Raw genomic sequence first — 12284 nt, forward strand, 5'->3', positions numbered from 1 at the left:
GCGTCTCGCTCCCTATCTCCTTAATGAGCCCGCACTCCTTCCTGTTTCGGAGTGGGAGCGTCTCGCTCCCTAGCTCCTTAATTAGCCCGCACTCCTTCCTGTTTCGGAGTGGGAGCGTCTCGCTCCCTAGCTCCTTAATTAGCCCGCACTCCTTCCTGTTTCGGAGTGGGAGCGTCTCGCTCCCTAGCTCCTTAATTAGTTTGCGTAGGGTGGGCAGGAGGATAAGCGAAATCATTCAACTTTTATCAACCAACCCTGCCCACCTTCATGCAATATTTTAATGGATTACCCGGACTTGATATTCCCCATTCCCTATTCCCCATTCCCCATTACCCATTACCCATTACCCATTACCCATTCCCCATTCCCCATTCCCCATTCCCCATTCCCCATTCCCTAACTAATGAACCCCATTATCCTCCTGCAAAACCTCTCCCTGTTCCAAAGCCTGAGCTTAGACGAACTAATTTTAATCTCCCAAGAGTTAGTCCAAGAACAGTATTTAGAACATGAAATCATCCTTCCCGCCGGTAAGGTGATGAACGCTTGTTATATTGTCGGGTCGGGAACCGTCATTTCTTCTAAGCGCTCTGGAGACCAGTTAATCCCGATTAAAGAAATTGCTTCCGGTTCCGGTTTTGGCTATCTTGACTTATTTGATGACTCACCCTCCCAACTACAATTTACGGCCAAAACCGACTGTCAACTGTTCAAAATTGATAAAAAACGGTTAATGAGTCTAGGCTACCAGCGCCCCCAGATTTTGATCTCCATTTGCCGCGATTTTAGTCAAACCTTGCAGCAAGTGGTATATCAACAATGGATACAAGATATTCATCGCCAATAGAGATTTCGTTCCATTTAAGCTCAACTTTGGCAACTGAATATGAGCATTCTTGCTTCCATTTCAAAACCTAATAGAGATTTCGATCCATTTAAGCATTAGGCGCTCCGGTCGTGGTGGATGTGCAGCCCGTTTCAAAACCTAATAGAGATTTCGATCCATTTAAGCTGGAGAAGTGGTCTGGCTCCAGTCCCTCCGCTTTAGTTTCAAAACCTAATAGAGATTTCGATCCATTTAAGCAAGGGCAAGGGTGAGACCGTCCGAACCATGGAAGTTGTTTCAAAACCTAATAGAGATTTCGATCCATTTAAGCGGCTGGCTGTAGAACCCTTATTAGTCCTAGCTTTGACCCACACTTTCCGACGCTGACCCAAAAAGAGAGGTAGATCGGATCGCTCAAGTCCTCTAAAATCGCTGAAACCCTTACACCGTAAGGCCCGACGCTGGTTTTATGTCTAGGAGCGCTATAAGTCAATCAGGGCAAAGGTTTTAGGCTATCTCGAAATCACTTCAACTTAACCCCCCCCAGTGTCGGAAATGAGAGTCTTCGTATTTAGTTGTCAAGGTTGATGAATAGATGATCTCTATTAGGAATCGCCGGTCGTTCTCACCGGCAGATTGCGGCTGCCGAAGCTACACCGCCATATCCCCCGAAACCGGGGAACATCCGAAGATGTTATAGTGATTATACCAACAAAACCCTAATTTTAACTCCCCTTCATGATCTGTAAAGTTAGTGAATTTAAGGCCAATTTTACAGCCGATCAAATCGCCACCATCCGGGAATATCAGGAAGGATTGCGGCGGCTGTGGAATTTTGCTCTAGGTGCGCTCATCAACGCCGACGAAAACTGGCACTATGACAAACATTCTAAAACCTACGCCCCCAAATGTACCCTAGACCATCACCGAGTCTACGATCGCCTCTCCAAGACCTGGGTCAACTGCTCTCCATTAGTTGACAGTCGCTCACGCTGGATCATTGCCTCCTGCCAAGCCTATCCCACCGCCACCACTAAAGCCGGTCATGAGAGAATGGGCGATAAGGATCACGTCTTCACCCGTGCCGAGATTAAAGCCTCTGGATGGTTTGGCGGCTATGGCTACTCTTGCCCCATTCAACGCGACCACAACCCCGGACTAATCAGCAATTCAGCCATGAAGGACTCCAAACGAGGCTTAGGCATCCTTGCCAGGGCTAGAGATTTACAAGACCGGTCAATTATTACCCCCGACCTCCTCAAAGATTTAGACCGGCAACTGATCCTCAACGTGCAACAAAAATATCGCATGGGATTACTCGAACAACTAGGGGGCGCTTGGGATAAATATGTAAAAGATCGCTACAGTAAAGAATCCCTACGTCGAGGAAAGCCGAAATTTAAGGGAACGAATACCCCTGTAACCACCATTCGCCACCCCAACCCCAATGCCGGAGCCAAAAAACCCCAATCAGCCGATGCTGTCCGCACTGTAGGAGAAAATCGGCTAAAAATCCCCGGTTTTGGCGATGTTCACCTCCCCGGACTTGACCAGCGCTGGGGAAAGAGTCGGGTAAAAGTGATGCAAATTGTCGAGAAAGCATCTGGTTTTTTTGTCCAACTCACCCGCGAAGAACCGCCCCGACGGGTGCGAAATGTGGAGCCGAGAGGCTATGCAGGGGTTGATTGGGGATGGAAAGAAGAGAACTATTGCTCCGTAACTTGGGTGAATGAAGAGGGAAAAACCCGCAGTCAACAAATCAGTAAACCCCGATTTTATCGAGACTCCCAAGAAAAACTGAAGAAGGCACAGCAACACCTGGATGAGAAACTTTACCGTCGGCTGATTCTGTGGATACATCACCCGGAAACGAATCTATTGGATTATGTCTCGAAAGCAGATGCGGACATCCTTAAAACTTGCCGCACGGTTGAGGATTTGTGCGCTCATATTGGTGTTGACTTAAACGCCAGCACGATTCAGCGCCTACGGTGGAAACAGTGCGGAGACTCCCAAGGGGTGAAAAACTGCAAGCAGAAAATCAAGCGCATCCACGAAAAGACGAAACGCAGACGGCGATCGCATCAATACCGGATTGCTTCCTATTTAACCACCTATTCCTCCGGTATCGCCGTTGAGCATGGCTTACAGAATAAGGTAGGGAAGGCAAAAGCCAAAGCCAAAGAGGACGGGAGTGGATTTGAGAAAAACCAAGCGGCGGCTGTAGCGGGACAAAATAAGAGTAATCTGGATGCGGCGATCGGTCAACAAATCGACTTAATCGACAAGAAAGCCCAAGAATTCGGTAAAAAGATGCAGCGCCTAAAACCTGCGTCTGACTTGCCCTTATCTCGGATTTGTTGCCAATGCCTAGCCTACGATCCAGACATGGACATCAGTAAGCCTGTCTATCAGTGTACCCATTGCGGGTATGAAGGCGATCGGGATATCAACTCTTCCGAACTCATCGCCAAACTCGGACGCGAACCCAACCTCCAAAAAACCATCAAACAAAACATCAAGAAAACCCGCAAAAAATAGGAGAGAAAAAAAGTCCCCCTTCTCCCGTGAGAGAAGGGGGTAGGGGGAAGAGGGCAAACGCCACCTATGATAACTTCATCGCCAACTCAGCCAACTTTTGCCCCAAAGCCTTAACCGAATCCTGTTGCCGTTCATCCTTCAGTTGATCCTCACCATCAAACTGCTCAAAGGCATTCGGAATTGTCTTCTGATCCGGCAAAACAATCACGCCAATATTTTCCAAAATTGCCCGTAAATGAACCAATCCCCTCAAACCTCCTACGCCTCCCGGAGAAATACTCATAATTCCAGCCACCTTACCCCGAAAACAACTGAGCGCTAAAGGCGGTTCATCCGCTTCCGAACGGGACAACCAATCAATCGTATTTTTCAATAATCCCGTAATCGAGCTATTGTATTCCGGAGACGCAATTAACAACCCTTGGTGAGTCTTAAACAGCGCCTTCAAAGCCAAAACCGACTCTGGGAAGCCCTCCTTCTCTTCTAAATCCTGGTCATAAATCGGCATCGGGTAATCCCGTAAATCAATAAACGTGACTTCTGCACCCGCTTCTGTCGCTCCTTGAGCCGCAATTTTAACCAGTTTTTTATGAAAAGATTCCTGGCGAGCGCTACCCGCAAAAGCGAGAATTTTAGTTGAATTAGACATGATTTATTCAGTAAAAAAACGAGTGGTTAACTTTATTGAGGGAGAGGGCATTTTTCCCCGTGGGATAGGAAGATAAGCAGAGGACATTAACAGAAACTAAGCTAAATCAAACAGCAGAAATTCCGCAGAATCTTCAGCTTGTAAATTTAAGGTTTCCGTATGGGCGATCGCCGCCCCATCTCCAGTTTCCAATACTGTACCATTAACTGACAGTTTTCCCCGCACCATTTGTATCCATCCATAACGCTCTGGGGCAAACTCATAAGCTAACGCCACCCCTGGATCTAACACCGAAGCAAACAACTTAGCATCTTGATGAATCACCACCGAACCCTGCTCACCATCCGGGGAAACCAACAACCGTAGTTGATTTTGTTTCGATTCTGGACTAAAATATTGTTGTTGATAACCCGGATTTAACCCCTTTTGATTCGGTAAAATCCAGATTTGCAAAAAATGCCCCCAATCTTCCTGAGAAGGATTATACTCACTATGGGTAACCCCCGTTCCTGCACTCATAATTTGCACATCTCCCGGACGAATTACCGACCCATTGCCCATGCTATCCTGATGTTCTAAAGCGCCATCAATGACATAGGAAATAATTTCCATATCTCGGTGGGGATGGGTTCCAAAACCCGAACCGCCCTGAATTCGGTCTTCATTAATCACCAAAAGATGGCGAAATCCTTGGTAATTGGGATCGTAATAATTGGCAAAAGAAAAGCTATGATTAGACTTTAACCAGCCATGATTGGCTTGACCTCGTTCAGAGGATTTCCGAACCGTAATTTGGGGTGTTTTTGAAGGTGCATAAACCATAATCTAAACGCTCAACTCAACCATTAATCATCAGTTTAGTCCAGCCTAACTGAGTCTGTAAAGACGGCACTTCAAAGTGCCCTAGTACCCAAAAAGTAACAATGCACAGTCCAATTGAGTCCTCAACCCGTCTAACCTGTGCCGTAGAAACCACCATTAAAGTGATTGGGGGACGCTGGAAAGTGTTAATTCTGCGCGAACTCTTCTCTGGAGTCAAGCGCTTTGGAGAACTGCAACGGGCCATTTCTGGAGTCACACAGAAAATGCTCACCCAACAACTGCGAGAAATGGAAGAAGATGGACTAATTCAGCGCGTGGTTTATGCCCAAGTGCCGCCGAAAGTTGAGTATTCTTTAACCCCTACAGGAGAGAGTTTAGAGCCGGTTTTAACGGCTATGCATGATTGGGCAATTGAGTATATGGACATCAAGGATGGATAATTACAGTGCTTTGCGCTGTAATGAAGTGCAGTAGTAAAAGATCCCCCTCTAACCCCCTGCTTAATAAGTGGGGGAATAAGAAAGTCCCCTTTTTTAAGGGGGATTTAGGGGGATCAAAGTGTACCGGATAGCAGAGAAAACAGCTGTAGGTAATGGGTAATGGGAAAACCATAAAATCTTCATAAATTTTCTAAGACTGCCAGAACTGACTTGGGCAATAACTTCTCCTTAAACCAGACAATGGGAATCGGACAATCTGAAATTTTAACTCCAGCTTTTTCTAAATTCAAACGGTCAGAAATAGCCAAAATAACAGCCTTGTCATCAATAAATTTAACCTGATAAAACTTTTTCTGTAAATAGCTCGGTCGCCAATAGCCCACAATCTCTAATAAAACCGATCGCCCATCGGGATGAACAAAGCGAAAATCCGGGATCATTACACTACCGGGAACCGGGATTAAATCCACCTCTCGCTCTAAGATCCAATCGGTTTTCTGTTTTTCCCAGCGCTCGGCAAAAGCCGATTCAATCATACTATCATAGGGTTTTCCGGGGGGATAATGGCTGACTAACTGACATTGGGAATCTAAAGAAAACTTACCTTGTTTAGGCGCACCCGTATAGAAATCACGGGTTTGTAAATTCGCTTCGATGCTCCATTTGGTCACATGCAACAGAGCCGGAATCAACTTAGCCAAAGCCAGTCCATAGCGGGTACTTACCTTCAGTAAACTAGACGGCCCATCAATAGTAATCGTAAACCCATGGTCGGCATCTCCTTCAATGTATGCCATCAATTGAAACAGTTTGAGATAGCGAAATAAAAGCTTATATTCTCCGGGAACATTGCGATGGGCATTAATTTTAATATGGGTGGCGCGATAAAAGATGCCTTGAACTTGGGAGAGATTATAGCGATGGAGCAGCGCTTCCGGTTCAGGGGGGTCAAATTGGGTGAAGATGCGATTTTCGATCAGATCACAATAGAGTCCTTGACGCAATTCATCAATGACTACTTCACGCTTGAGTTCTTGGCTCAAACTGTGGGCCACTTGGGTTAGGGTGTTTTCTGTCCAGTCGTGTCCCGGCCGACCTTGGGCCGCTGCGGCAAAGATGCGCTGTCTGAGTAGGGGGGGGTCAAGGGGGCTGATGATTTCAAAGGTAGAAAAGGAGCTTTTCAAGAGATGAGCGAGTCCGCGCTTGATGCGAAAATCGGGACTTTCGCCTTCAAATTCCTGTAAGCTGCGATCGAGGTCTTTTTGCGGTTGTCCGATATGGTCTTGAAAACAGGCAATTAAATCGGTGGCTATTCCTATCCAATAGCGGTCGAGTTTGAGTCTTTTAGGAATAATAGTTTCGCCGCTATAGCGATAAATCAGTAATTCGCTCGGTAGCATGATCAATTAAAAATTAAAAATTAAAAATTAAAAATTAAACATCTTATTCCCTATTCCCTAGTGAAAGAATCCAATTCACAGCATCGGCTAAGTCGGTGGCGATATAGTCGGGTTGGGTATGGTGTTGATAGTCTCCGGAGAGTACCCGCGAACCATAACCAGTTTGGACTAAAATTCCTTGACATCCGGCATTGTGGGCCATGTCTACATCGGTGGCTTTATCGCCGACAACAAAACTAGAACTGAGGTCTAAGTCATATTCCCAAGCGGCTGCGACTAACATGCCGGTGTTGGGTTTGCGCCAGGTACTCCATCGGGCAAATTCTGGGTCAATACCGCCTTCTGGAGGGCTGAGATAGGGACAGACGAAGAGGGCATCTAAGACGGCTCCAGCTTGGGTTTTTAGGAGGCTACGGAGGCGCTGATGGAGGGCATCTATATGATCTATTCCATAGTACGATCGCGCCGGCCCCGATTGATTGGTCACCAGGCAACAGAAGAGGTTTTGGTCATTTAAGCGGCGCACCGCTTGAGCGACACCGGGAATGAGGTTGAGGTCTTCTACTCGATGGATATAACCGACTTCTTGGTTGAGGACTCCATCGCGGTCTAGAAATACGGCGGGTTTAGTCATGGGAGAGGGGATAGACTTGTTAATTCACTTTACCAAGGTGTACCAATCATGGTAAACGCCGCCCAAATAACATTTGAGAAACCATTTAACCCAACCCTCGGCGATCGCCCCCTGGCGTTTGCAGAAGGTAAAATAGATACAGCACACCAGGAGCCAGATATGACACTCAATGAACTCTTGCCAGCCATTGATCAACTCAACCCCACTGACAAACAAAAACTATTCGAGCTTCTCGATCGCGAACTGCACCCAACCCCCCCTACACCAGCCCCAGAACTCCAACCCGAAAACTTTCAAAACGAGGGCCAGTGGCTTATCGCCGTCTTTGAGCGACACTTCAGTGCGATCGAACCGGGCGAAATTCCCATAGAGCCACGGGAACCCATCCGAGTTGATGAAACCCTGTTTAACGAACCATGAAAATCATTCTCGATACCAACGTCATTTCAGAACTCATTCAGCCCATGGGTTCTAATATGATCCGCGAATGGTTAGTCAGCCAAAACGGTGTATCACTGTACACAACCAGCATTACCCAAGCCGAGATTCTTTACGGTATTCAAATACTCCCAGAAGGACAGCGACGACAAAAATTACTCCATGGAGCATCGATCGTCTTTGAACATTACTTGCTAGAGCGAATTTTAGCATTCGATCAAAAAGCTGCTGAACTTTATTCCCACATAGCAGCTAACCGCAAACAACTCGGCCGCCCCATCTCGCAATTTGATGCACAAATTGCAGCCATTTGCCGAGTTCACCAGGCAACATTAGCAACCCGCAACATCCGCGACTTTGTGGATTGTGGAATTGATTTGGTTAATCCGTGGGAAGCAAAGCGATGAATTTCTCCTCCATTCTTCCCTATTCCCTAGCGCGAAGCGCCTGCCCTCTCCCTTCGGCTTCCCCAGAGCAGGGTCTGCGGGAGCGTCGCTCTGAGCGAAGTCGAAGGGGGGCTGCCAGATGAGGGCAAACGATAGGGAGCTAACTGCCGAGAATTTTCTCCAGTACCATTTGGGGGGTAATATCTGCTATCTTGCCCGTAGGGGAAGAAATACTGATATATTTGTCACTGGCAGGAAGAAGTTTCTGCGGGTCAGTGGGGCCAAAGAGGGCGATGGTAAAGGTTTTTACCGCTACAGACAAGTGCATGGGGGCGCTATCGGTACAGAGCATTAAGTTGGCATTGGCAATCATGGCGGCTAGTTTACCAATGTCTGGGGGTGAGGTGACTTTTAAGTTGGGACAAACTTGTATCAGTTGGCTCACCAGGGCTTCGTCTTCGGGGCCTTTCAGCACGACTAGGGGTAAGTCTGGCTGTTGCTGGTTGAGGGTTTGGACAATGGCTTGCCATTTGGCGACAGGATAGATTTTATCAATGCCTTTGGTTTGGGCTAGTTGGCTCGACCCTCCATGAATTAAAACATAACCACCTTCACCGATACCGAGTTTTTTCTGCTCTTGCTCGGCCCATTCGATGTCTTTTTTGGGGACGTTGAGGGAGAGGTCGGGACAGGGGCCGGTGATGTTGAGACCTTGGAGCAGGTCATAGTACATATGAGCGGCGTATTGCTCGGTTTTGAGGGGAATGGGGTTGGAGAGGAAGAAAGACCCCGGCCCTTGGTAACTGATGCGGGTGGGGATACCGGTGAGCCAGAGAAGCAGACCGACGGCCCAGCGTTGACCGAGGGAGAGGGCGACTTCGTATTCGCGATCGCGTAAAATACCCAATAAATTCCCCCAGTCTGCCGGAGAGTTGCGGTCTTTGAAGTCAAAGGCAAACACATCATTGACGGACTGACTGACGCGATAAGCTCCCTTTGAGCGGGGTTCGACAATGACATCGATTTCAGCTTTGGGATAGGATTGTTTCAGGCGATCGAGTGTCGGGAAAAACAAGATTTGATCGCCAATGCCACCAGGAACAAGGGCTACTACTTTCATGACCTTCTCTAGAATGTATGAACGATTGCATTGTATAGCGCTTTCTGGTGGTATTGGGTAATGAATCATGAATAATGAATAATTAATAACTCCTGTGATGGGGTGGGTTTACAAAGGTTATCGTTAGGTGTCATCCTCCGTTGGTTAACCCGCTCCTACAAACCCATTGTTAATTGTTAATGACCATGACTCGGCAACCCCACGATCAATTCGCCAAAGCTTACCTCAAAGAACTGCTCGAACCCCTAGGAACCGTAGAAGTTAGCCGGGAAATTCCAGGAGAAACCCTACAAATTGACCTCTTTTTCGATCCCTCTCCAGAACCTCCCAGCAACCCTCCACCCTTGGGTTTACTCGGTCAACTTGCCTCTACCCCTTGCCTCTGGGAACCCTTTCGCAACTGTCCCAGTAAACGAGAGATTAGTAATTGTGTACTCAAACTCCTGTACATCCATGGAGAATTCTACCGCAAGGCAAAGCGAGACCCAAAACCCATGGAGACTCAAACCTTACCTACTCTATGGATTTTAACCCCTACCGTATCTGAAAAAGTCTTAGAACTCTGTGGCGCTCACTCAGATGCCCAGAACTGGTGTACGGGAGTTTACCGGTTTGCCGAGCTTTTCCACACCGGAATCATTGCCATTAACCAACTGCCGGAAACTCCAGAAACTCTTTGGTTAAGACTGTTGGGAAAAGGGGGAACCCAGAGAAGAGCCATCCAACAAGTGTTAGACCTACCAGAAGATGATTCCCAACGGCGTAATATCCTAGAGTTAATTGGAGTATGGCGAATTAATGTACAAGCTAAAATAGACCTCAGTCCAGAAGACCAGGAGTTAGTTATGGAATTATCACCCGCTTACTTAAAATGGCGAGAAGATACAATTCAAGAAGGGATTCAACAAGGGGTTCAGCAGGCTAAAGGACTGACCATTGAAACTTTATTAAGGACTCGGTTTGGTTCTTTGGATGAGGAGTTAATGGCGATTATAGACAGTATTATGGAACTCTCTCCAGAAGAGTTTATTCCTATTTGTATGCAAGGGTCTCGCGAGGAGTTGTTAGCCCGGTTTAGTCGAGAGGATTAATCTCCTTGTGTTCCCAGAAGCTGGGTTTCTTCATGAAACCTGGCTTCTCGCTGGTGTATCCTCAATGGTAAAGTATGGGGAGACGGGGGCGGGTTTACAAAATTGGTGGGTGTTTTTTTTATGTATGTATTGATTCCAGCAGCAGGGATGGGGAAGCGGATGGGGAGCGATCGCAATAAACTCTTATTAACGGTATTGGGCGATCCTTTGCTGGCTTGGACGCTACGATCCGCAGCAGCAGCCCAAAGGGTACAATGGATAGGCATTATGGGACAGCCCACAGACTTTCCCTCCTTCGAGGAAATTATCAGTGGCTTAGGCTTGCAAAAACCCGTTCATTTGATTGTGGGGGGTTCGACGCGCCAAGAATCGGTTTACAACGGCTTACAGGCGCTGCCAGAGGGCGCTCAAGAGGTTTTGATCCATGATGGGGCCAGGTGTTTGGCGACTCCGGATCTATTTGACCGATGCGCGATCGCCCTTCAAGAGTGCCAAGGCTTAATTGCGGCTATCCCAGTCAAAGATACGATCAAGGTCGTCAATGGTGAGGGCTGGATCGAAAGTACCCCTAACCGCGCCGATCTTTGGGCAGCCCAAACTCCCCAAGGGTTTGCAGTCGATGCAATTAAAGCCTGTCATGAAAAGGGACGCACCCATGGCTGGGAAGTCACCGATGATGCGGCTTTATTTGAGCAATGCCAATTACCGGTAAAAATTGTTGTGGGAGAAGAAACCAATATTAAGGTAACGACTCCCAGTGATTTGGCGATCGCCGAGCGTATTCTGCAACAGCGATCTGAATCTATCCACTAATCTAACTCGTCCATCAAGGCTTTAACCTGATCGATACCCTCGCGATCGCCGGCCACCTGATACAGTTGTAGGGCACGCTCTAAAACCGAAAGGGCTTCCTGTTTGCGATCGCGCTCTTTCAGAGCTAATGCCAACTTATAGTAGCCTTGGGGATCTTGGGGAGCCAGTTGCACCACTTGACGATAGGTGGCGATCGCCAATAGGATATCATTGCGCTTCATCAGGATATCCCCCATAGCTCGATGGGCATCCACCAAATTGCGATCCAAGGATACCGCCCGTTGATAGGCTCGATAGGCTTCTGGCCAATTTTCAACGCTCTCTTGTATTTTCCCAATCGTCATATAAATCGCCGGATTGCGTGAATCCAATTGAGCCGCCTTTTCGAGAGCTTCACGGCCTAAATCTACATTACCGCGAGCTAACCAGGCACTAGCTAATTTGACCTGAATGCTACCCGAACGAGGATTGAGTTGTTCCGCTTGTCGCAGGTGTTGAATAGCTGGATCGAGTTGCCCTTCTTTGAGGAACATGGCTCCGAGTAACTCATGGGCTTGAAAATTGCGAGGATCTGCCCTAAGTACCTGTTCATAGGTTTGTTTGGCAGCCGCAAAATTATTTTGTCGCCATTGCACTACACCCAAACCCAGATAAGCATCTAAATTATTCCGATCGAGCTGAATAGCTTGTTGATAGGCGATCTGGGCAGAAGCATTATCACCAATCTTGGCTAAACTATGGCCGAGGGCATAGTAAAAGTCTCCATTCTGGCGATCATATATCACTGCCTGACGATAGGCTTGGGCAGATTCCGCAAAATTCCCTTGCATGGCTTGCAAATAGCCAATACCGGAATAGAGACGAGCATTTTGGGGATCTAATCTCAGGGCTTGTTGATAGACTTGAATAGCCCTCGGATAGTCTCTCGCTTCTACAAACTGATTCCCCTGTTCCAAAAGGGCATCAAGTTGGGCATCATTGGGCGATCGCTGGGCAATCCATTCTACCCCTTCAGAAGCTTGAGAGCTGAGGGGCGCAATCCCCTGAAAACCTCCCCAAACCAATAGAGTAGCTAAGAATAAGCTGGATTTATGCATGTTTGGTAATCAACCGATCGTGTGTGA

Annotated in this window: 14 protein-coding genes; 7 read left to right on the top strand and 7 right to left on the bottom strand. The window is 47.4% G+C overall.

Annotated features, from left to right (window positions below; genetic code table 11):
• A partial coding sequence (locus PMG71_RS07300) for a hypothetical protein (RefSeq protein WP_283752999.1) occupies nucleotides 1-235 on the bottom strand: 235 nt, incomplete at its 3' end.
• 168 nt (nucleotides 236-403) lie between these two features.
• Here PMG71_RS07300 and PMG71_RS24105 point away from each other — a divergent pair.
• Together PMG71_RS24105 and PMG71_RS07305 are read left to right on the top strand one after the other, a co-directional pair.
• Nucleotides 404-847 carry a Crp/Fnr family transcriptional regulator gene (locus PMG71_RS24105; RefSeq protein WP_430541001.1) on the top strand — a complete coding sequence of 148 codons (444 nt, stop codon included), beginning with the start codon at nucleotides 404-406 and terminating at the stop codon, nucleotides 845-847.
• Between the two features lie 717 nt (nucleotides 848-1564).
• The gene (locus PMG71_RS07305; RefSeq protein ID WP_283753000.1) at nucleotides 1565-3367 is read left to right on the top strand and encodes a zinc ribbon domain-containing protein; all 1803 of its coding nucleotides are present in this window, start codon (nucleotides 1565-1567) and stop codon (nucleotides 3365-3367) included.
• 64 nt (nucleotides 3368-3431) lie between these two features.
• On the opposite strand, the gene PMG71_RS07310 is transcribed toward PMG71_RS07305, so the two are convergent.
• Both PMG71_RS07310 and PMG71_RS07315 read right to left on the bottom strand, forming a co-directional pair.
• Complete coding sequence (locus tag PMG71_RS07310) at nucleotides 3432-4016, bottom strand: NADPH-dependent FMN reductase (RefSeq protein ID WP_283753001.1); 585 nt, start codon at nucleotides 4014-4016, stop codon at nucleotides 3432-3434.
• Nucleotides 4017-4112: 96 nt separating this feature from the next.
• On the bottom strand, nucleotides 4113-4838 hold the full coding sequence (locus PMG71_RS07315) for a pirin family protein (protein ID WP_283753002.1): 726 nt from the start codon (nucleotides 4836-4838) through the stop codon (nucleotides 4113-4115).
• A gap of 101 nt (nucleotides 4839-4939) precedes the next feature.
• Here PMG71_RS07315 and PMG71_RS07320 point away from each other — a divergent pair, with 101 nt between their 5' ends.
• On the top strand, nucleotides 4940-5278 hold the full coding sequence (locus PMG71_RS07320; protein WP_283753003.1) for a winged helix-turn-helix transcriptional regulator: 339 nt from the start codon (nucleotides 4940-4942) through the stop codon (nucleotides 5276-5278).
• Between the two features lie 179 nt (nucleotides 5279-5457).
• Here the strand turns inward: PMG71_RS07320 and PMG71_RS07325 are convergent, their stop codons facing one another.
• Together PMG71_RS07325 and PMG71_RS07330 are read right to left on the bottom strand one after the other, a co-directional pair.
• A complete protein-coding gene (locus PMG71_RS07325; protein WP_283753004.1) occupies nucleotides 5458-6678 on the bottom strand; it encodes a DUF790 family protein in 1221 nt (406 codons plus the stop codon).
• 43 nt (nucleotides 6679-6721) lie between these two features.
• Nucleotides 6722-7312: a D-glycero-alpha-D-manno-heptose-1,7-bisphosphate 7-phosphatase gene (locus PMG71_RS07330; protein ID WP_283753005.1), complete on the bottom strand. Its 591-nt coding sequence runs from the start codon at nucleotides 7310-7312 to the stop codon at nucleotides 6722-6724.
• A 48-nt stretch (nucleotides 7313-7360) separates the two neighbouring features.
• Between PMG71_RS07330 and PMG71_RS07335 the strand changes: the two genes are divergently transcribed.
• Both PMG71_RS07335 and PMG71_RS07340 read left to right on the top strand, forming a co-directional pair.
• Nucleotides 7361-7732, top strand: a complete 372-nt coding sequence (locus tag PMG71_RS07335; protein ID WP_283753006.1) for a hypothetical protein — start codon at nucleotides 7361-7363, stop codon at nucleotides 7730-7732.
• Nucleotides 7729-8157 (top strand): type II toxin-antitoxin system VapC family toxin, encoded by a 429-nt coding sequence (locus PMG71_RS07340; protein WP_283753007.1) that lies wholly within the window; start codon nucleotides 7729-7731, stop codon nucleotides 8155-8157. Before PMG71_RS07335 ends, PMG71_RS07340 begins: the two co-directional genes overlap by 4 nt.
• Before the next feature lie 139 nt (nucleotides 8158-8296).
• Here PMG71_RS07340 and PMG71_RS07345 read toward each other — a convergent pair whose 3' ends face one another.
• Nucleotides 8297-9256, bottom strand: a complete 960-nt coding sequence (locus PMG71_RS07345) for a glycosyltransferase family 9 protein (protein WP_283753008.1) — start codon at nucleotides 9254-9256, stop codon at nucleotides 8297-8299.
• 185 nt (nucleotides 9257-9441) lie between these two features.
• Here PMG71_RS07345 and PMG71_RS07350 point away from each other — a divergent pair, with 185 nt between their 5' ends.
• Nucleotides 9442-10347, top strand: a complete 906-nt coding sequence (locus tag PMG71_RS07350) for an RpnC/YadD family protein (protein WP_283753009.1) — start codon at nucleotides 9442-9444, stop codon at nucleotides 10345-10347.
• Nucleotides 10348-10467: 120 nt separating this feature from the next.
• A complete protein-coding gene (ispD, locus tag PMG71_RS07355) occupies nucleotides 10468-11160 on the top strand; it encodes a 2-C-methyl-D-erythritol 4-phosphate cytidylyltransferase (RefSeq protein ID WP_283753010.1) in 693 nt (230 codons plus the stop codon).
• On the opposite strand, the gene PMG71_RS07360 is transcribed toward ispD, so the two are convergent.
• Nucleotides 11157-12257: a tetratricopeptide repeat protein gene (locus tag PMG71_RS07360; RefSeq protein ID WP_283753011.1), complete on the bottom strand. Its 1101-nt coding sequence runs from the start codon at nucleotides 12255-12257 to the stop codon at nucleotides 11157-11159. The two genes, ispD and PMG71_RS07360, sit on opposite strands and share 4 nt — an antisense overlap.
• Nucleotides 12258-12284 lie beyond the last annotated feature (27 nt).

Origin of the sequence: Roseofilum acuticapitatum BLCC-M154 (assembly GCF_030068475.1) — a bacterium.
Taxonomy (GTDB): domain Bacteria; phylum Cyanobacteriota; class Cyanobacteriia; order Cyanobacteriales; family Desertifilaceae; genus Roseofilum; species Roseofilum acuticapitatum.

What these genes read in the sequence shown, in the direction of transcription:
- PMG71_RS24105 (WP_430541001.1), top strand. Translation starts at nt 404, where the DNA reads ATGAACCCCATTATCCTCCTGCAAAACCTCTCCCTGTTCCAAAGCCTG.
- ispD (WP_283753010.1), top strand. Translation starts at nt 10,468, where the DNA reads ATGTATGTATTGATTCCAGCAGCAGGGATGGGGAAGCGGATGGGGAGC.
- PMG71_RS07325 (WP_283753004.1), bottom strand. Translation starts at nt 6,678, where the DNA reads ATGCTACCGAGCGAATTACTGATTTATCGCTATAGCGGCGAAACTATT.
- PMG71_RS07320 (WP_283753003.1), top strand. Translation starts at nt 4,940, where the DNA reads ATGCACAGTCCAATTGAGTCCTCAACCCGTCTAACCTGTGCCGTAGAA.
- PMG71_RS07335 (WP_283753006.1), top strand. Translation starts at nt 7,361, where the DNA reads ATGGTAAACGCCGCCCAAATAACATTTGAGAAACCATTTAACCCAACC.
- PMG71_RS07345 (WP_283753008.1), bottom strand. Translation starts at nt 9,256, where the DNA reads ATGAAAGTAGTAGCCCTTGTTCCTGGTGGCATTGGCGATCAAATCTTG.
- PMG71_RS07305 (WP_283753000.1), top strand. Translation starts at nt 1,565, where the DNA reads ATGATCTGTAAAGTTAGTGAATTTAAGGCCAATTTTACAGCCGATCAA.
- PMG71_RS07310 (WP_283753001.1), bottom strand. Translation starts at nt 4,016, where the DNA reads ATGTCTAATTCAACTAAAATTCTCGCTTTTGCGGGTAGCGCTCGCCAG.
- PMG71_RS07360 (WP_283753011.1), bottom strand. Translation starts at nt 12,257, where the DNA reads ATGCATAAATCCAGCTTATTCTTAGCTACTCTATTGGTTTGGGGAGGT.
- PMG71_RS07315 (WP_283753002.1), bottom strand. Translation starts at nt 4,838, where the DNA reads ATGGTTTATGCACCTTCAAAAACACCCCAAATTACGGTTCGGAAATCC.
- PMG71_RS07350 (WP_283753009.1), top strand. Translation starts at nt 9,442, where the DNA reads ATGACTCGGCAACCCCACGATCAATTCGCCAAAGCTTACCTCAAAGAA.
- PMG71_RS07330 (WP_283753005.1), bottom strand. Translation starts at nt 7,312, where the DNA reads ATGACTAAACCCGCCGTATTTCTAGACCGCGATGGAGTCCTCAACCAA.
- PMG71_RS07340 (WP_283753007.1), top strand. Translation starts at nt 7,729, where the DNA reads ATGAAAATCATTCTCGATACCAACGTCATTTCAGAACTCATTCAGCCC.